19 protein-coding genes are annotated in these 17,177 nt (G+C 69.5%); 9 read left to right on the top strand and 10 right to left on the bottom strand.

Annotation, left to right across the window (positions count from 1 at the left end):
• The first annotated feature begins 169 nt into the window (after positions 1–169).
• Complete coding sequence (locus ACTMO_RS0103290) at positions 170–1,309, top strand: Mrp/NBP35 family ATP-binding protein (RefSeq protein ID WP_019853236.1); 1,140 nt, start codon at positions 170–172, stop codon at positions 1,307–1,309.
• Between the two features lie 4 nt (positions 1,310–1,313).
• Here the strand turns inward: ACTMO_RS0103290 and ACTMO_RS0103285 are convergent, their stop codons facing one another.
• Positions 1,314–1,883: an O-methyltransferase gene (locus tag ACTMO_RS0103285; protein ID WP_019853235.1), complete on the bottom strand. Its 570-nt coding sequence runs from the start codon at positions 1,881–1,883 to the stop codon at positions 1,314–1,316.
• A 397-nt stretch (positions 1,884–2,280) separates the two neighbouring features.
• Between ACTMO_RS0103285 and sigE the strand changes: the two genes are divergently transcribed.
• The 4 genes from sigE to ACTMO_RS0103265 all read left to right on the top strand — a co-directional run bounded on the left by sigE (position 2,281) and on the right by ACTMO_RS0103265 (position 5,961).
• On the top strand, positions 2,281–2,952 hold the full coding sequence (gene sigE / locus ACTMO_RS0103280; protein ID WP_026448826.1) for an RNA polymerase sigma factor SigE: 672 nt from the start codon (positions 2,281–2,283) through the stop codon (positions 2,950–2,952).
• On the top strand, positions 2,949–3,671 hold the full coding sequence (locus tag ACTMO_RS0103275; RefSeq protein ID WP_211212902.1) for an anti-sigma factor family protein: 723 nt from the start codon (positions 2,949–2,951) through the stop codon (positions 3,669–3,671). Before sigE ends, ACTMO_RS0103275 begins: the two co-directional genes overlap by 4 nt.
• A 196-nt stretch (positions 3,672–3,867) precedes the next feature.
• Complete coding sequence (locus ACTMO_RS0103270) at positions 3,868–5,475, top strand: trypsin-like peptidase domain-containing protein (protein WP_019853231.1); 1,608 nt, start codon at positions 3,868–3,870, stop codon at positions 5,473–5,475.
• A gap of 87 nt (positions 5,476–5,562) precedes the next feature.
• The gene (locus ACTMO_RS0103265) at positions 5,563–5,961 is read left to right on the top strand and encodes a sec-independent translocase (protein WP_019853230.1); all 399 of its coding nucleotides are present in this window, start codon (positions 5,563–5,565) and stop codon (positions 5,959–5,961) included.
• A gap of 60 nt (positions 5,962–6,021) precedes the next feature.
• Here ACTMO_RS0103265 and ACTMO_RS0103260 read toward each other — a convergent pair whose 3' ends face one another.
• Together ACTMO_RS0103260 and ACTMO_RS22220 are read right to left on the bottom strand one after the other, a co-directional pair.
• Positions 6,022–7,587 (bottom strand): leucyl aminopeptidase, encoded by a 1,566-nt coding sequence (locus ACTMO_RS0103260; protein ID WP_019853229.1) that lies wholly within the window; start codon positions 7,585–7,587, stop codon positions 6,022–6,024.
• 211 nt (positions 7,588–7,798) lie between these two features.
• A complete protein-coding gene (locus ACTMO_RS22220) occupies positions 7,799–7,966 on the bottom strand; it encodes a DUF3117 domain-containing protein (protein ID WP_019853228.1) in 168 nt (55 codons plus the stop codon).
• Between the two features lie 441 nt (positions 7,967–8,407).
• Here ACTMO_RS22220 and ACTMO_RS0103245 point away from each other — a divergent pair, with 441 nt between their 5' ends.
• Complete coding sequence (locus ACTMO_RS0103245) at positions 8,408–9,196, top strand: enoyl-CoA hydratase-related protein (RefSeq protein ID WP_019853226.1); 789 nt, start codon at positions 8,408–8,410, stop codon at positions 9,194–9,196.
• A gap of 24 nt (positions 9,197–9,220) precedes the next feature.
• Here ACTMO_RS0103245 and ACTMO_RS0103240 read toward each other — a convergent pair whose 3' ends face one another.
• The 4 genes from ACTMO_RS0103240 to ACTMO_RS0103225 all read right to left on the bottom strand — a co-directional run bounded on the left by ACTMO_RS0103240 (position 9,221) and on the right by ACTMO_RS0103225 (position 11,155).
• Positions 9,221–9,790, bottom strand: coding sequence for a DNA-3-methyladenine glycosylase I (locus ACTMO_RS0103240; RefSeq protein ID WP_019853225.1), 570 nt, complete (start codon positions 9,788–9,790; stop codon positions 9,221–9,223).
• A complete protein-coding gene (locus ACTMO_RS20160) occupies positions 9,787–10,353 on the bottom strand; it encodes an SRPBCC family protein (protein ID WP_019853224.1) in 567 nt (188 codons plus the stop codon). Before ACTMO_RS20160 ends, ACTMO_RS0103240 begins: the two co-directional genes overlap by 4 nt.
• Entirely contained in the window at positions 10,337–10,699 is a 363-nt protein-coding gene (locus tag ACTMO_RS0103230; protein ID WP_019853223.1) for a DivIVA domain-containing protein, read from the bottom strand. Before ACTMO_RS0103230 ends, ACTMO_RS20160 begins: the two co-directional genes overlap by 17 nt.
• 123 nt (positions 10,700–10,822) lie before the next feature.
• Positions 10,823–11,155, bottom strand: coding sequence for a PadR family transcriptional regulator (locus ACTMO_RS0103225; protein ID WP_026448824.1), 333 nt, complete (start codon positions 11,153–11,155; stop codon positions 10,823–10,825).
• A gap of 193 nt (positions 11,156–11,348) precedes the next feature.
• Between ACTMO_RS0103225 and ACTMO_RS0103220 the strand changes: the two genes are divergently transcribed.
• Positions 11,349–13,109 carry a hypothetical protein gene (locus tag ACTMO_RS0103220; RefSeq protein ID WP_019853221.1) on the top strand — a complete coding sequence of 587 codons (1,761 nt, stop codon included), beginning with the start codon at positions 11,349–11,351 and terminating at the stop codon, positions 13,107–13,109.
• 2 nt (positions 13,110–13,111) lie between these two features.
• Positions 13,112–13,477, top strand: a complete 366-nt coding sequence (locus ACTMO_RS0103215; RefSeq protein WP_033401485.1) for a hypothetical protein — start codon at positions 13,112–13,114, stop codon at positions 13,475–13,477.
• A gap of 10 nt (positions 13,478–13,487) precedes the next feature.
• On the opposite strand, the gene folP is transcribed toward ACTMO_RS0103215, so the two are convergent.
• The 3 genes from folP to ACTMO_RS0103200 all read right to left on the bottom strand — a co-directional run bounded on the left by folP (position 13,488) and on the right by ACTMO_RS0103200 (position 15,955).
• Complete coding sequence (folP, locus tag ACTMO_RS0103210; RefSeq protein WP_019853219.1) at positions 13,488–14,357, bottom strand: dihydropteroate synthase; 870 nt, start codon at positions 14,355–14,357, stop codon at positions 13,488–13,490.
• Between the two features lie 43 nt (positions 14,358–14,400).
• Positions 14,401–14,970 carry an LOG family protein gene (locus ACTMO_RS0103205; protein WP_211212901.1) on the bottom strand — a complete coding sequence of 190 codons (570 nt, stop codon included), beginning with the start codon at positions 14,968–14,970 and terminating at the stop codon, positions 14,401–14,403.
• Between the two features lie 154 nt (positions 14,971–15,124).
• Entirely contained in the window at positions 15,125–15,955 is an 831-nt protein-coding gene (locus ACTMO_RS0103200) for an LOG family protein (RefSeq protein ID WP_019853217.1), read from the bottom strand.
• Positions 15,956–16,165: 210 nt separating this feature from the next.
• Between ACTMO_RS0103200 and ACTMO_RS20155 the strand changes: the two genes are divergently transcribed.
• A complete protein-coding gene (locus ACTMO_RS20155; RefSeq protein WP_019853216.1) occupies positions 16,166–17,113 on the top strand; it encodes a slipin family protein in 948 nt (315 codons plus the stop codon).
• Positions 17,114–17,177: the final 64 nt, after the last annotated feature.

The following is a 17,177-nucleotide window of genomic DNA, read 5'->3' as shown; positions in this document are numbered from 1 at the left end:
GATACCGTGCGAGGCACCCCGGCGTACGGTACGGGTCCCGTGGGGACCACCTCGGGCCCGTGCCGGACCACGGGGCGGACGGAGACCCGGTCGGGCTGTGCTCCCGTCGTACTCACCCGTAACATGTGTGGTGGCACACCAGCTCAGGAAAGGTCGGTGTCGCGTAGCCGTGACCACAACGCAGCCCACCCCCACCGAGGACGCGGTGCGGCAGGCACTCGCCAAGGTGGAGGACCCCGAGATCCACAAGCCGATCACCGAACTCGGCATGGTCAAGGACGTGACCATCGGCTCCGAGGGGGACGTCAAGGTCGGTGTCTACCTGACCGTGCAGGGCTGTCCCATGAAGGAGACCATCACCCAGCGGGTCAGCTCCGCGGTCTCCGAGGTGAGCGGGGTCTCCTCCGTGGACGTCGAGCTCGACGTGATGAGTGACGAGCAGCGCACCGAGCTCCGCAAGCAGCTGCGCGGCGACTCCGAGGAGCCGCGCATCCCCTTCGCCGAACCCGGATCGCTGACCAGGGTCTACTGCGTCGCCTCCGGCAAGGGCGGCGTCGGCAAGTCCAGCGTGACGGTGAACCTGGCCGTCTCCATGGCCGAACGCGGCCTGTCGGTCGGTGTGGTCGACGCGGACATCTACGGGCACTCGGTGCCGCGCATGCTGGGCACCGAGGGCAAGCCCACCCAGGTCGAGAACATGATCATGCCGCCGCAGGCCCACGGGGTGAAGCTGATCTCCATCGGCATGTTCACCCCCGGCAACACCCCGGTCGTGTGGCGCGGCCCGATGCTGCACCGGGCCCTGCAACAGTTCCTCTCCGACGTGTTCTGGGGCGACCTCGACGTGTTGCTGCTGGACCTGCCGCCGGGCACCGGTGACGTCGCCCTGTCCACCGCACAGCTGATCCCCAACGCGGAGATCCTCGTGGTCACCACGCCCCAGCAGGCCGCAGCGGAGGTGGCCGAGCGCGCCGGTGCGATCGCCATGCAGACGCGCCAGCGCATCGCCGGGGTGGTGGAGAACATGTCCTGGATGGAACTTCCCGACGGACAGCGGGTCGAGGTCTTCGGATCCGGGGGCGGCCAGCTCGTCTCGGACTCCCTGACCCGCTCGGTCGGTTCGGAGGTCCCCCTGCTCGGACAGGTTCCGCTCGACCCGAGGCTCCGGGAGACCGGTGACAGTGGTTCGCCGCTGGTCCTGGAGGACCCGGAGTCGCCGGCGAGCACCGTGCTGTCCGACGTGGCCAGGAAACTCTCCACCCGTGCACGCGGACTGGCGGGTCAGCTGCTCTCGGTCTCCCCGGCCTGAGGGATCAGTCGCGGGCCACGGCGAGCAGGCCGCTGTCGATCGGCAGCGCCACCGGAACCAGCGAGGGGTCCGCGTGGATGGCGTGCAGCACCTCACGCGACATGCGCGGGCCCTCCTGGCTCCCGAAACACCCGTGCTCACCGGAACGTTCGAACGCGCCCTCCAGTACCAGGGTTCCTCCCGGCCGCAGCAGCGGTGCCGCCTTGTCGAGCAACGCGGCCGAGTCGCAGCCTCCGGAGACGATGTGCACCAGGTCGTAGGCTCCCTCGGCCAGCTTGGGCAGCACCTCCGAACCCAACTCAGTGATCATGCGCAGCCGGTGGGTGGGGAGTTCGGCCTCGGCCACGGCGCCACGGATGGCGCGCTGCACTCTGACGTCCAGGGTGATGCAGGTCAGGGTGCCCTCCGGGATCATCCCCCCGCAGAGGGCCAGCGCGCTGGAGGCGGAACCGTCGACCGCGACCACGGACTTGGCCCGGAGCACCGAGGCCAGAAAGCGCAACACCGCCTCGGAGGAACCGAACCGCTCGGTCTCGCTCCGCTCCGTGCCGTGACCGCTGTCGACCAGCTCCACGGGGCCACGCCCTGGGGTTCGAACACGACCGGACTTGCCCCCAACGGTGTTCCGGGACGACGGGGTGGCACCGCCCCCCGGCGCGGGGGAGGAAATTTCGGGTTGCACGGTTGAACAGGTTAGCGTCGCACCGCCCCCAGACCGGCGAGGTGGGTCACAACGATTTCGAAACACCTCGCGCCACACTCCGTAACACTCCGCCGCCGGCACGGCTCGGGCCGTCGGAGTTCTCAGAAGGTTCTCAGGCTCCTATCACGGTCAGCTCACCCGCAGAGGGGACAGTGGACGCGTCATGCCCGGTGATCCGGTCCCGGCTCCTACCGGAAGCGGGAACAAACCGACCGAAGCGATCGTTCTACGGGGCGCAAGCCGCCCGCAGGAGGTGCCTTCTCGTCACATGGCCACACACACGGCAGCCCCCGACTCGGTTTCGCCGCGCACCGCCGCCACCGGCGCGGACGCCCCGAGAAGCGTCCGCTCGGCGGGGGTGACCACGGCCGAGGAGCCGAAGGTCACGTCTCCCTCCGAAGCCACCGGGTCCTCCTGGGTGCCACCCTCCTGGGAGGAAGTGGTCCGGGAGCACGCCGACCGGGTGTACCGGCTGGCTTTCCGACTCTCCGGGAACAAGCACGACGCCGAGGACCTGACCCAGGAGACCTTCATCCGGGTGTTCCGCTCCCTGGCCTCGTACCGTCCCGGAACGTTCGAGGGGTGGCTGCACCGCATCACCACCAACCTCTTCCTCGACATGGCCCGGCGTCGTTCCAGGGTGCGTATGGAGGGCCTGCCGGAGGACACCGACCGCATCCCCGGCAGCGGGCCGAGCCCGGAACAGGTCTACCAGGAGACGCACCTGGACCCGGACCTGCAGGCCGCGCTGGAGGAACTTCCCCCCGAGTTCCGGGCGGCCATCGTGCTGTGCGACGTCGAAGGTCTCTCCTACGAGGAAATCGGCGCTACACTCGACGTCAAGCTCGGAACGGTGCGCAGCCGTATCCACCGGGGCCGCCAGCTGCTCAAATCGGCGCTGGAAGCTCGACGGGAGCTCGCTCGGGAGGAAAACGCATGACCGGTCTTCGAGGTCGGGGGATGTCGGAACAGCATCTGGCACTGGACGCGTTGGTCGCCTTCGTGGACGGCGAACTGAGCCCCAGCGCCTGCGACCGCGCCGCCGCCCATCTCGCCACGTGCCCGAGTTGTGCCGCCGAGGCGGAGTCCCAGCGTCAGGCCCGCTCCGCCATCCGCACCGCCGCCGCCCCGTCGATCTCCCCGCAGCTGCTGCGTTCCCTCCGGTCGATCCCGAGCACCGCGGAACTTCCCGAGCAGCCGGACAACCTCGCACTGAGCGAGGACGGACGACTGGTCACCACGAACAGGCCAGGTGAACGGGCGGGCTCCTCCCCACCCGGAGGAACCATCACACCGCTTGGTGAGGGGCGCGGGAGTCCGGATGCCTCCCAGCACACCCCGCTCACCACCGGGAACCAGCACTCGCGTCTCGGGGGACGCCGTGCCAAACAGGGCGCCGGGGTGGTGTTCTCCGGGCTCGTACTGGGGGCGCTCGCGTTCATGCACCCCCCCGCTGACGGAACACGCGGGCCGGTGACCACCGTGCCGGACCAGGCCCCCCGAGGCGGATCCGTGGAGGAGGCCAGCATCCCCACCGATCCCTCCTCCGCCCGTGACGACACCGCCTCCGCCACCCCCACGAGCACCAGCACCAGCCTCCCCTCCGAGTCCGCACGGCGGGAGGAGGCGCCCCTGCCCACCTCGGCCGAAGCCCACTGAGAAGGACCGCACGCCGCTGAGGCCCCCTCCTCTCCTCGTCGAGGCGGGATCCCGGGCCGACCACACCGCCCCCGCAACGACGACGCGACGGGCGACTCGGGCACGGATTCAGGTACCGGCGGGCACGAAGTCCTCTTCGTGTGATGCACTCACGGAAGTATCGGCCGAACCGACACGTGCACACAGCCGGGGAGCAATGAACGAGCAGCCGAGGACATCCGCGGAGCAGGGAACACCACGGGATCCGAACACGGATACGCCCGCTGCGAACACCGACCACGACCCTCGGTCCGACCGGGACACCTCCGGCTCGGACACCACACCGGCGCGGGGCGCTCGACCGGACGGCCCGCCCCTCCGGGTTCCGGAGGTCAATCCCGCCGAAGCCGCCGTGTTCGGCAGACCCCCGGGAGTGGTCGGCAGCTTCGACCGCCACGACCCTCCCGGACCAGCCCCACGGGTGGAGCAGGCTCCTCCCACACCGGAATCACTCGCCAAGGCCTTCGGACGCCCTCCGGGGGCTTCCGAGTCGTTGCAGCGCTCCCCCGCCGACTCCGTGCCCACCGGTGACACCTCCGAGGAGGAGCCGGTGTTCTGGGAGGGGAACGAACAGGACCCGTGGCGGGACCCCACCACCGGGGCCGTGCTGGGAGGTCCGGCACTCACCGAACCGCACGGCACCGAACGCTCGCGGGCGGAACACGCCCCGTTGCTCAGCGCCAGGGAAGTACTGTTCGGCCGCCGGGTGCGTCCCCGCTCACTGGCCGCCCTCGGAATCGTGGCACTGCTCATCGGGGCCGCCGGAGGGTTCCTGGGACGCCTGACGGCGGAGGAGGGCAATCCGCTGACCGATCCCGACGTGACGTTGGCCGCCGTCGAACCGAACAACGACCGCCCGGCCGGGTCCGTGGCCGGAGTGGCCTCCCGGGTGGTTCCCGCCGTCGTCTCCGTCGAGGTCCGGGTGGGCTCCCAGGGCGGAACCGGCTCGGGGGTGGTGATAGACGGCAACGGTTATGTGGTCACCAACAACCACGTGGTCTCGATGGCCGCCGACACCCCCGACGCCGAGATCTCCACGGTCTTCTCCGACGGCAGCCGTGTCCCCGCGCGGATCGTGGGGCGCGATCCCGAGACCGACCTGGCGGTACTCAAGGTCGAGGTGGCCAATCCCACCGTCGCCCAACTCGGCTCCTCCGAGGACCTCCGGGTGGGTGACAGGGTCGTGGCCATCGGTTCCCCGTTGGGACTGGAGAGCACCGTCACCAGCGGCATCATCAGTTCCGTCCACCGCCCGGTGCGGTTGGCCGGTGAGGGCACCGACACGAACGCGGTGATCGACGCGATCCAGACCGACGCGGCCGTGAACCCCGGCAACTCCGGAGGGGCGCTGGTGGACGAGAACGGTGCGGTCGTGGGGATCAACACCGCCATCCGAACGCTCGGCACGGGTGGGGAAGGCGGTTCGATCGGTCTCGGCTTCGCCATCCCGATCGACGAGGTCCGGCGGATCGCCCAGCAGCTCATCCGGACCGGCGAGGTCCGGCATCCCGAGCTCGGGGTCGACGTCAAGTCCGTCACCGACGGGACGGCGGACGGGGCCCGGGTGCAGAACGTGCGCGAAGGAAGCGCCGCCCAGCGGGCCGGGATCTCCGAGGGAGACGTGATCATCGAGGTCGGCGACCGCGAGGTGGGAGGAGCCGACGAGCTGGAGGTCGCCGTGAACGACCACGAGGTCGGCGAGCGGATTCCCGTCACCGTCGTACGCCGGGGTCGCGAACTCGTCCTGGACGTCACTCTCCACTGACGGGCGAACTCGTATACGCTGACCGGGGACGGCACCGGACGAGGATGCCGCTCCCGGGTAAGGACGTCGCCCCCGGAAGGAGTCGAGGTGTTCGATACCATCGGCTGGGGTGAGATTCTCGTTCTCATCGTCGCCGGTCTGTTCATCCTCGGACCCGAGCGGCTGCCTTCCGCGGCGGCCTGGCTCGGCAGGACGGTCCGCCAGGTCCGTGACTACGCGACGGGGGCTCGGGAGCAGATCCGTTCGGAACTGGGCCCCGAGTTCGACGATCTGCGCAAGCCCCTGCAGGACCTGCGCGAGGTACGTAACTTCGATCCGCGGCGCGCGGTACGCAAGCACCTGTTCGACGGGGAGAACCCCCTGGAGGACCTCAACGGCGGCGGTGGTCGTTCCCCCTCCGACGCTCGCCCCCCCTCCGCCCGCTCACGGGACCACCGTCCGCTGGAGAACGGAGAACGCCCTCCGTTCGACTCGGACGCCACCTGACAAACAGCGACGCCACGCGCACTCCGCGAGGTGGCGGCCCGGGCCGCCACCTCGCGCCGCTCAGTCGGCCAGTCCCTCGGCCAGTTGCACCAGGGTGCGCGCGGCGAAACCGGTGGCTCCGGCCACCACCTCGTCGTAGTTCTTCTCCGCTCGGGCGGGGCCTGCGATGTCCAGGTGGGCCCAGGGAAGTCCCCCGGTGAACTCGCGCAGGAACAGGGCGGCCATCACGGCCCCCGGCCCCTCGGGAGCCTGACGGACGTCGGCGTTCGTCCCGCGGACGTCGGCGACGTGGTCCTCGGGCAGCGGCATGGGCCACCAGCTCTCGCCGACGCGTTCCCCGGCCTGCCGCACCCGCTCGGCCAGGGACTGCTCGCTGCTGAACACGCCGCCGGTACGCAGACCCAACGCCACCTTCATGGCTCCGGTGAGGGTCGCGACGTCCACCAGCATGTCCGGGTGGTGTTCCCGCACCGCGTACCCGAGGGCGTCGGCCATCACCATGCGCCCCTCCGCGTCGGTGTTGGCCACCTCGGTGGTGGTCCCGTCGTAGTGCCGGACCACGTCGCCGGGACGGTAGGCCGAGCCGGAGACGTGGTTCTCGGCCATCGGCACCAGCGCCGTCACCCGCAGTGGCAACCCCAGTCGGGCGATGGAGGCCATGGCACCGATCACGGCTCCGCCCCCGGCCATGTCGGTGCGCATCATCTCCATACCCTCGGCGGGCTTCAGGGAGATCCCCCCGGTGTCGAAGGTGATGCCCTTGCCGACGAACAGCAGGTGGGGCGCGCCGCTCTCCCCGCCGTCCCAGTGCAGTTCCAGCAGACGCGGAGGACGGGAGGAGCCGCCTCCGACCGCGAGAACCCCGCCGAAGCCGTGATCGGCCAGCCACTTCTCCTCGCGCACCGTGGCCCGCAGGCCGGGGACGTGTTCGGCCGTCTTCGCGGCGGTCGTGGCCAACCAGGCTGGGTCCTTGATGTTGGAGGGAGTGTTGGCCAGATCGCGGGCCAGCGCGGTGGCCGCGGCCCATTCGCGTGCCTTCCGCGCGACCGGGCGCAGCCGCTGTGCGCTCTCCTCCGTCTCGGCGACGAGCAGCACCTTGCGCAGCCGGGGCGGCGCGGCCCGCTGTGTCACCCGGAAGCGGTAATCGCCGAGGGTCACCCCCAGGGTCAGCCCGCTCACGACCTCCTCGTCGACGTCGGTGGGCAGCCGGAACTGGAGGTACTCCACGTCCAGCGCCTCACCGAGGTCCTCGGGGGTGTTGCCTCCCTCGTCGGAGTCCTCCAACCGGGACCGGGCCGTTCTGGCCAGTGCGGCGCCCACCGTGCGCCACCGTCCCGAGGTACCGTCGCCACTGCCGATCGCCCACCCGAAACGCCCGCCGGAGAGCGGTACCGTGCGCACCTGTCCGAGCTCGGAACTCACGTCGAGCGCGCGCAACACCGCCGCGTCCACTCCGAAGGTCTCCAGGCAGGAACCCAGTTCCGGTTCACCGTCACCGTCGGGTACCGGCACGGCGGCGGGCAACCCGTCACGCCATCGTGCCACGACGTCGACTTCGACCAGGGCACTCGGAATCACGGGGAGGATCGCGTCTGCGTTCGACGTCGGAGTTGCGGAACCGGACACTACGGCACCTTCCTGCTCACTTCAGTTCGGCTGGTGTGCGGGACCCGAGCCGCCCCGGGGTCCCGGCGGGGGACAACCGCGGACCCGTTCACGAACGAGGGACCCACGCGGACACGCCGCCCCGTGAACCGTAACCCCGGCACCGTCCGAGGATGCCGGGGTCCGCTCGTCGCGTCGGGCCGGGATGCCCGTCGATCACCTCGCGGCGGCCTCAACCGGTGACCGAGTTCAGGGCCTCACTCAGATTCGTGGCCTCTTCCATCGTCATCTCGACGACGAGACGCCCCCCACCCTCGAGCGGGATGCGCATCACGACTCCGCGTCCCTCCTTGGTCACCTCGAGGGGACCGTCACCGGTCCGGGGCTTCATGGCCGCCATAGCGTGCTCCCTCCGTGAACTCATCCCACCGACTGGTCACCAGACCAGCCTTTGTCGTACATTCTCCCCCATCCGGACGCACCAGCGAAACCGAACCGATCAACTTCCGTCCGTTCTGCGCTGGTCGAATCCCGCCGCCGGGTGATTCTCACTCCGCCGTTCCTCCGTTGAGCAAGCGTGCCGACACGTTGAGTGCACTCCGTGGGAACGTTCCGGCGCACCCGGACAACGAACCATCCCTCGGTCGAGTTCTTCGTGAACACGCTCACCTCTCCCCCAGAATCCCGGGGAGACTTTCGACAAGCATCCCCTCGGCTGGCACGCTCAGCCCAGCCCACCCGACGAGAGGGTCTATCGTGGAGAGCACGTCTCCCACGAACGTGGCCCGCCTCACCCGACACGGCGAACGGTCGGATCGTTCCGCCGGACGAAGGGAGTTCCGTGACCGAGGTACTGTCGATCGAGGACGCGAACGGCGTGCGCGGAATCACACTGAACAGGCCGGACGCCTACAACTCACTCACGGTCGAACTCAAACAACGACTGATCGAGGCGTTGCGGGAGGCCGCCACCACCGACTCGGTGCGTGCCGTGGTGCTCACCGGGGCCGGTAAGGCCTTCTGCGCCGGTCAGGACCTCAAGGAGCACGTGGCCCAGCTGGAAGCCTCCGACCCGACGCCGCTGCGCACCGTCGAGGAGCACTACAATCCACTGATCCGCGCGGTGACCACCCTGCCCAAACCGATCATCGCCGCCGTCAACGGCGTCGCCGCCGGAGCGGGAGCCTCCCTGTCCTACGCCTGCGACCTACGGGTGGCCGCCGAGGACGCCAAGTTCGTGATGTCCTTCGCCGGTGTGGGGCTGTCCACCGACTCCGGTGCCTCCTGGACCCTGCCACGGCTGATCGGCTACGGGCGGGCCATGGAACTCTTCCTGCTCGGTGAGCCGGTGGAGGCACAGGAGGCGCTGCGCATCGGCATGGTCAACCGCGTGGTCCCCTCCGGGCAGGCGGCGACGGCCGCCACCGAACTCGCCGAACGACTGGCCTCCGGCCCCACCAGCGCCTACGCCCGCATCAAGGAGACGATGCTGGCCGCCGCCTCCGAAGGGCTCGACGAGGCACTCGCCGTGGAAGCCGGGGCGCAGAACCAGTGCGGCGGGACCCACGACCACCACGAAGCCGTCTCCGCCTTCGTCGCCAAGCGCAACCCCGAGTTCACCGGCACCTGACCCGGCTCAGGGAGGTTTTCGGGGTCACCCCGCCCGCCAGCACCCGCTGAGATGGTCGTCGACCATCCCGGTGGCCTGCATCAACGCGTAACAGGTGACGGGACCGACGAACCGGAAACCGCTTCGGCGCAGCTCCGCCGCCATCGCGGCGGACTCGAGGGTGCTCGCGGGGACCTCGTCCGTGGTGGCGGGACGCGGACGCGCGTCCCGCCGGGGAGCGAACGACCACAGCAGTTCGTCCAGCGGAGTGTCCAGTTCCAACACGGCGCGCGCGTTCGTGACCACCGCGTCGATCTTGGTGCCGTTGCGGACGATCGAACGGTCGGCCAGCAGCCGTTGCCGCTGCCGGGGACCGAACCGCGCGACCCGCTCCGGTTCGAACCCCGCGAAGGCCTCCCGGAAGGCCGGGCGTTTGCGCAGGATGGTCAGCCAGGAAAGACCGGCCTGGAAGGATTCCAGACACAGCCGTTCGAACAGGGCCCGGCAGCCGTGCACCGGATGCCCCCACTCCTCGTCGTGGTAGGCGCGGTAGTCAGCGGGTTCCGCACCCCACGGGCACCGTCCCAGGCCGTCCGCGCCGAGCACCGCCCTCATACCTTCGTCCTTCCTACGAACACACAGCGGTCCCGGAACCGCAGCAACGAGCGGTCGAGCCCCCACACGACGAACGGCTTCAGCAGCCACCACAGCGGCAGGAGCACGGTAGGCAGCTCGAAACGCTCCCACCACTCGAAACCGCTCTCGGTCTCGCCGCCGACGACCGTGAACCCCCCGCTGCCCCGGATCAGTTTCCCCTCGTGCCGCACCACGCAGCACACCGGGGGCTGCCACTGTGTGATCCGCATGGTGTCCACCACACCGATGTCACCGAAGCCGGTGAACGCCATGAGCTCCGAACCGGGCCCTTGTCCGTCCCCTCCGGTGACCCGCACGAACGTGCCGAGCATCCACCGCTGTTGACCCGCCCAGTCGGTGGCCGTCTCCCAGACGGTGTGCGGGGAGCACGGCACGCTCACCCGGGAGCGCACCTCCCCCACGGTCGTGCCGAACACGCCCCGGGCACGCCAGCGCGCCGAGAACGACCGGCAGACCTTCCCCCGCGGCCCGTCCGCCGCGCCGACGGTGGGTTCGTCCTCCCCGCTACTCCCGTGTCTCATCCCGGTCCTCGTCCCCTTCCGAGCCGTTTCCCGGTTCCCGCCGCCCGGGCCGGGCCCGCAGCTCGCGTTCCAACAGGGCCAGCCGCCGCCGGTTGTCGTCCAGCTCCTCGGCCATCCGTTCGAGAACCCAGTCCACTTCGGAACACTTGTACCCGCGAAAGACCGTCTGGAAACGCAACGAACGCACGTCGTTGCCCGTCAACGGCGAGGGAGGCAACCGGGTGGGGGTGGTACCGGGACGCAACGGCTCCAGCTCCTCGCCACGGCCGAAGACCAGCGCGGCCAGCAGATACACCACCGCGGCCACCGCGATCACGACCACGACGTAGATCAGCGCACTTGCCACAGCACCAGATCCTGGCACGTGCGGTGCTCCGGGCGTGCACCGCACACCGTCCCGCGCACCGGAGCCTCCGACCGGGCGGTACCGGCCACCCCACGACCGGTGGAGCGTGTCCGCACCGCCCGCTCACACGGCCGCGGCGGTGGTGCCGAGCACCCCTTCGATGGCGGCGGTGAACTCCCGCCACGCCCGCCGTTCCTCCTCCAGGGCACGTTTACCCGAAGGGGTGAGGCTGTAGGTGCGCCGCTGTCTTCCGCCGACCGTACTCCACTCGCTGCGGACGTGGCCCGACTTCTCCAGTCTGCGCAACGCCGGATAGACGGTTCCGGTCGGCAGGGACACCGCCCCTCCGCTGCGCCGCTGCAATGCCTCGATGATCGCGTAGCCGTGCAGTCTTCTGCCATCCAGGGTGGCCAGCAGCAGTCCGTCCAAGTGACCACGAAGGACATCAGCTTTCACGAGTAGCAACTCTACGTTCCGCCACGAGAGCTGTCACCGTCTTTGACACAAGAGACTTAGGTCCCTGGTTTTCCCCCGAGGCCGTCCCGGAAGTCCGCGGCGGAGCGCGGAACGGCGGCACTGCTCGTTCCGGGTGAATCTCGCCGGTTCCGCCCCACCACGGAGCGCGGAACAGCATGATCGGCGGGCGACCGTGACCGAGCCCCCCGACTCCGGAACCATCATGCGAACGAGTACCCAGGATCCCCAACAGCACGGATCCGGAACCCGTCCTCCGACCGAGACGGACCGCCACCTGGTGGCCGCCGTGCACCTCAAACCCGAGCTGGCCGACCGGATCATCGCCAACTACCTGCACACACCCCACGAAGCGCTACCCCCTCCCCAGGGCGTCGACGCCGTCCGCGTGCTCACCCAGGCCCTGGTCGCCCGCCGCAGACGGCACCTCCGCGACTTCCTGGTTCTCGGGCTGCTCGCGCTGGCCGGGGTGTTCTCCCTCCCATACAGCCTGTTCTTCCTGGTCGGTTGGGCCGTGGTGTGGCTGTTCTGGTCGCTGACCTTCGGCAGGAACGCGGTGTGGGGGACGAGAAGCAGTTCCCGCACCGACGAGGAGGAGATCACCACGGTGGGTCTGGTCACCACGGTGGCCTTCTTCGTGGGGTGGTTTCCCTACGCCTTTCTCTACGTCCGCACCAAGAACTGGTTCGCCTCCCTGACCTCCGGCGGTTACTCCCTGGAAGAACCCCAAGGGGAGTCGACCTCGACGTGGTCGTACCTGCCGCTGGTGCCGGTGCTGCTGTTCCTGCTGACCTTCGCCGTGATCCTCGTGGTGCTGTTGCTGGACAAGTGGGTGACTCGTTACCTGATCGCCGCGTCGGGGACCGCGGTCGCGGCACCGTCCGGACTCCTTGTGCCCACAGTGGCCACAATGCTCACCACGGCGGTCACCCGCCGCCACGTGGACCTGTTGGACGCGGTCGCCCGGCGAAGCGACGGGAAGACGGTCCTGTCCCACGTGGGGTGGCACGCCTTCCCCGGCTACGGACGCCGACTCAACGCCTGGACCTTCCCCCTGGTGCTGCGCGCCAAGGACCGGGACACCGAACCTCCCGTGCTGCGACCCAAGGAGCTCTACAGCGCCGTCACCGAGGAGCTCCACTCGATGCTGGACTCCGACCGGCTCGCCCCCGGTCGGAGACTGCGGGAACTGGCCGTGAGCCCGGTGGTGGTGGTCAACACCACCCAGCTGCACCGCAACCGGTTCTCCCCTATCGCCCGGGCACTGCTTCCGGAGGGAAACGAGCCCGGTGTGAACTCGGTGGACACCGAGACGATGGACCTGCTCATCGACGAGAACACCGAATGGGCGAGGCACTTCCAACAGAGCAGCGTACCGAGCTGGGACACCGAACTGTCCGTCACGACCCTGTTCAACATCGGTTGTGACAACCGCACGCTCTACCTGGAGTGGAACGCCTACTGCCTCTTCCCGATATCCCCCGACTACCGACTGCACGGCTCCGTGGCGAGCACTTTCGGTGACGCCTTCCCCGCCGCCTTGCTCGAATTCCTCCAGCTGCTCGGAAGCATCGCCTGGCGCTGGCGGACACTGGGCGGGCTGCTGCCACGGGAACGACTCCGACCCGTCCACGGTGAGGTACGCAGCATCCGGGAGACGGCCGCGAGCGAGGAGTGCGCCAGCGAGTTCCAGGACTTGGACGGACAGCGCCACATCACCCTGCTGGAGGAACGCACGCTCTCCGCAGTGCGCAACCACCTCGCCGAACGGGGCTTTCGCACCGAGGACCTGGAGCAACACACCACCCAAGTCATCAACAACACCAGCAACAGCTTCCACAACTCCCAGTTCCTGGGAGCCCAGAACTTCGGCGATCAGGGCACCGCCCAGGCCGCCGTCCTGCCCCATCCCCCCGGACGAACAACCAGGGAGTGACCATGAACGAACGGAAATCCGAATTCGACTTCAGCGGGGCCAACTTCACCGGCGCCCAGAACTTCGCCACCGGCGGCACGGCCCGGGTGGACCAGGTGTTCGTCGGCGACTCCGGCGGAGGCGAACTGGAGGAGTTGCGTCGGCTGGTCACGGAACTGGTGGGGCTGTTGGAACAGCACAGCAGAACCGACGTGGACAGCGCCCGGGCCCACGACCAGGCCACCGAACTGGAGGAACTGCTGCGGCAGCACACCCCCGACTCCGACGGCGTGCGGAAACGCTGGTCCAGGCTGCGGCCACTGCTGGACACCCTCGGACACACGGGATCGGTGGCCTCCATCGCGGGCCTGATCAGCAGCCTGTTCTGAACATCGCAGCTCAGGCCAGTGCGCGCAGCACCTCGGCCGGGGGTCTGGTCCCGGAGATGCTGGCGACCATGTCGAGCACGCGCCGGGTCTGGGCCACGTGATGGGCACGGAACACCCTGGCCCCGGCCCGGGCGCTCACCGCCGTGGCGGCCAGGGTTCCCTCCAGTCGTTCGTGCACCCCGACACCGAGCGTCTCGCCGACGAAGTCCTTGTTGGACAACGCCATCAGCACGGGCCAGCCGGTGGCGACCAGCTCGTCCACCCGGCGCAGCAGCTCCAGCCCGTGCCAGGTGTTCTTCCCGAAGTCGTGGGTGGGGTCGATCAGGATGCTCTCGGCGGGTACGCCCAGTTCCCTCATGCGTTCGGCCCGGCCAACCAGCTCCTGGCTCACCTCCGCGACCACGTCGGAGTAGCGCACCCGGTGCGGGTCGGTGCGCGGCGGCAGACCACCGGTGTGGGAGCACACCACCCCGGCCCCGAACTCGGCGGCCACCTCGGCCACCCTCGGGTCGGCCCCGGCCCAGCTGTCGTTGATGAGGTCGGCACCCCGCTCGCAGACCTCCCGAGCCACCTCGTGCCGCCAGGTGTCCACGCTGATGACCAGCCGCGGGTACCTGGCCCGCAGTTCGGCGACGAAGGGAGCCACGCGACGGATCTCCTCGTCCGCGTCGACCCGCTCCCCCTCTGCTCCGGCGCGCACCCCGCCGATGTCGACGATGTCGGCCCCCTCGGACACGGCCTGCTCCACCGCCCGGCTGGCCGGGCTCCGCTCGAAGGTACGTCCGCCGTCGAAGAAGGAGTCACGGGTGCGGTTGATGATGGCCATCACCAGGGGACGGTCCTCGGCCATGTGTTTGTCGCCGAAGCGGAGAGGCTGCACGCCACCATCCTGACACAACGGCACCTCCCGCCGGGCCGTCTCGTCACGCGGCGCAGGCGTCCAGGGCGGTGGCCACGTCGGAGGTCACCCTCAGCGCGTCCAGGGACTCGGGGGAGGCGAACCCGGCCTCGACCAGTCCCCGCAGCCAGTCGAGCAGCCCGCTGTAGTGCCCGTCCGGGTCGAGCAGCACCACCGGTTTGGTGTGCATCCCCAGGTAGCGGGAGGTCCAGATCTCGAACAGCTCCTCACAGGTACCGATCCCACCGGGTAAGGCGAGGAAGGCGGTGGCGTGGGCGTCCATCAGCCCCTTGCGCTCCCGCATCGTGTCCACCACGAGCAGTTCGTCCACCTCGGTGTCGGCCACCTCCCGTTCGACGAGGTCCCGGGGGATGACCCCAACCGTGCGGGCCCCGCCCGCCCGGGCGCGGCGGGCGACCTCTCCCATCATGGACACCCGGCCTCCGCCGGAGACCAGGCTCCACCCGCGCGCGGCCAGTTCGCCGCCCACCTCACCAGCCAGGCGTACGTAGCGCTCGGGCACCGGCCGGGAAGCGCAGTAGACGCAGACCGTCACTCGTCCCTCCCTCGGCGACGTCCCCTCCTGCTCCGTCACGGAACCTCCTTCAGTGCTCGTCGGCGACGGCCCGGCGGAAACGACCGGGCGGGACTGTCCCGGGCGGTGGAACCACCGACGCGCGGCGCTCGGCGGGCGCGGCCCGCCGAGAACGCTCCACGGGGACGGACGGAGCGGGTTCCGGTCCCTTCGGCTAGTGCGTGGCGTCCCACGCGGCGTAGGCCTCCTGGACGACCCGCACCGCGTCGTCCACGTCGTCGGTGAGATGCAGCAGCCCGAGTTCCTGATCACCTATCTTGCCACTGGCGTGCATGGTGTCCCTGATCCAGTCGTAGAGTCCCTGCCAGTAGGAGCGGCCGAACATCACCACCGGGAACTTGGTCACCTTCTTCGTCTGCACCAGGGTCAGCGACTCGAACAGCTCGTCCATGGTGCCGAAGCCGCCGGGCAGGCAGACGAAAGCCTGGGCGTACTTGACGAACATCGTCTTGCGGGTGAAGAAGTAGCGGAAGTTCACGCCCAGATCCACCCAGGGGTTCAGCCCCTGTTCGAAGGGCAGCTCGATCCCCAACCCGATGGAGAGTCCCCCGGCCTCGGAGGCGCCCCGGTTGACCGCCTCCATGGTGCCGGGACCACCTCCGGTGATCACGGCGCAGCCGGTACCGGCCAACGCGGATCCCAACCGCATCCCCTGGGAGTACTCCTCGTGGTCCCGGGGTGTGCGGGCGGAACCGAACACGGTGGTGGCGTGGGGGACCTCGGCCAACGCCCCGAAGCCCTCCACGAACTCCGCCTGGATCCGCAGCACCCGCCACGGGTCGGTGTGCACCCAGTCGGTCGGCCCCCGGGAGTCGAGCAGTCGCTGGTCCGTGGTGCTGGACTCCCCCATGCGGGAACGGCGCAGCACCACCGGCCCCTGTCTCCGCTCGTCGGGGTGCTCGTCCGCGAAACCCTCCGCGGGGAGAACGTTCGGGTCGGTCCGGTCACCGTCCGGGCCCTGCTGCCGCCGTCCGTCGATACTCATGCCCCAGAGCCTAGGCACCCGGCGTGAGCCCGGGGCGACGTCCCCGTCACGGGAAGCGGTCGCCGGGGTGGTTCGCGGGTGGCCTCTCGCGCGGGGAGCACCACGAGGCGTGCTTTCGGAGTAGCATTCCTGGCACGACCGCACGTACCGGGGACCGTCGTGCGGTCTCCGCGCGGTCGTCCAGCCGGAACCCTGTGTCCGGAGGCCGACATGATCATCGACATACTCGTCGCGGTCCTGCTGTTCGTGGCGGTGGGCACGGCCGCGAGCGTTCGAGTCATCAGACAGTACGAACGCGGCGTCGTACTGCGTTTCGGGCGCCTTCAGCACCGGATCAGAACACCGGGCCTGACGGCGATCGTGCCCGGCGTCGACCGGCTGCGGAAGGTGAACATGCAGATCGTCACCATGCCGGTGCCCGCCCAGGAGGGCATCACCAGGGACAACGTCACCGTCCGCGTGGACGCCGTCGTCTACTTCAACGTCACCGACCCCACCCGGGCGGTCATCAACGTGGAGGACTACCTGTTCGCCATGGGCCAGGTGGCCCAGGCCTCGCTGCGTTCCATCATCGGCAAGAGCGACCTCGACGACCTGCTGTCCGACCGGGAGAAGCTCAATCAGGGCCTGGAGGTGATGATCGACAACCCCGCCCTCAACTGGGGAGTGCACATCGACCGGGTGGAGATCAAGGACGTCTCGCTGCCCGAGGCGATGAAGCGCTCGATAGCGCGACAGGCCGAGGCCGAGCGGGAGCGCCGTTCGCGGATCATCTCCGCCGACGGCGAGTACCAGGCCTCCCGCAAGCTCTCCGAGGCCGCCTCGGTGATGTCCGACGCCCCGGCGGCGTTGCAGCTGCGGCTGCTGGAGACGGTCGTGGAGGTGGCCGCGGAGCGGAACTCCACGCTGGTGCTGCCCTTCCCCGTGGAGCTGCTGCGTTTCGTCCAGCACACGGGCGGCGGGGAACACACGTCGTCCGAGTCCGCCACGCGGGGCGACGGGACCGAACCGTCCCCGCGGGAACGTTCCGAGTCCCCCACGGGCGAGCAGACCCACGCCGAGATCGCCGAACGGCTGCGTGAGGCCCTCACCCAGCGAACACCCGAACAACGCACCGTCGAGGAGGACGAGGAGAAGCTGCGGATGAGCCCGACCTGACGGGGCCGGTTTCGTCCGAGCTCCGTCGGAACGGCCTGCCGGGGTGATCGTGGAAGAAACTCCG

The sequence above is a fragment of the Actinopolyspora mortivallis DSM 44261 genome (genome assembly GCF_000384035.1).
GTDB lineage: Bacteria > Actinomycetota > Actinomycetes > Mycobacteriales > Pseudonocardiaceae > Actinopolyspora > Actinopolyspora mortivallis.
This window is presented reverse-complemented; position numbering and strand designations above follow the sequence as displayed.

Bases quoted from the DNA above. Each gene is read 5' to 3' on its own strand.
- ACTMO_RS0103270 (WP_019853231.1), top strand. From the start codon at position 3,868: ATGAACGAGCAGCCGAGGACATCCGCGGAGCAGGGAACACCACGGGAT.
- ACTMO_RS0103215 (WP_033401485.1), top strand. From the start codon at position 13,112: ATGAACGAACGGAAATCCGAATTCGACTTCAGCGGGGCCAACTTCACC.
- ACTMO_RS0103200 (WP_019853217.1), bottom strand. From the start codon at position 15,955: ATGAGTATCGACGGACGGCGGCAGCAGGGCCCGGACGGTGACCGGACC.
- ACTMO_RS20160 (WP_019853224.1), bottom strand. From the start codon at position 10,353: ATGAGACACGGGAGTAGCGGGGAGGACGAACCCACCGTCGGCGCGGCG.
- ACTMO_RS0103240 (WP_019853225.1), bottom strand. From the start codon at position 9,790: ATGAGGGCGGTGCTCGGCGCGGACGGCCTGGGACGGTGCCCGTGGGGT.
- sigE (WP_026448826.1), top strand. From the start codon at position 2,281: ATGGCCACACACACGGCAGCCCCCGACTCGGTTTCGCCGCGCACCGCC.
- ACTMO_RS0103275 (WP_211212902.1), top strand. From the start codon at position 2,949: ATGACCGGTCTTCGAGGTCGGGGGATGTCGGAACAGCATCTGGCACTG.
- ACTMO_RS20155 (WP_019853216.1), top strand. From the start codon at position 16,166: ATGATCATCGACATACTCGTCGCGGTCCTGCTGTTCGTGGCGGTGGGC.
- ACTMO_RS22220 (WP_019853228.1), bottom strand. From the start codon at position 7,966: ATGGCGGCCATGAAGCCCCGGACCGGTGACGGTCCCCTCGAGGTGACC.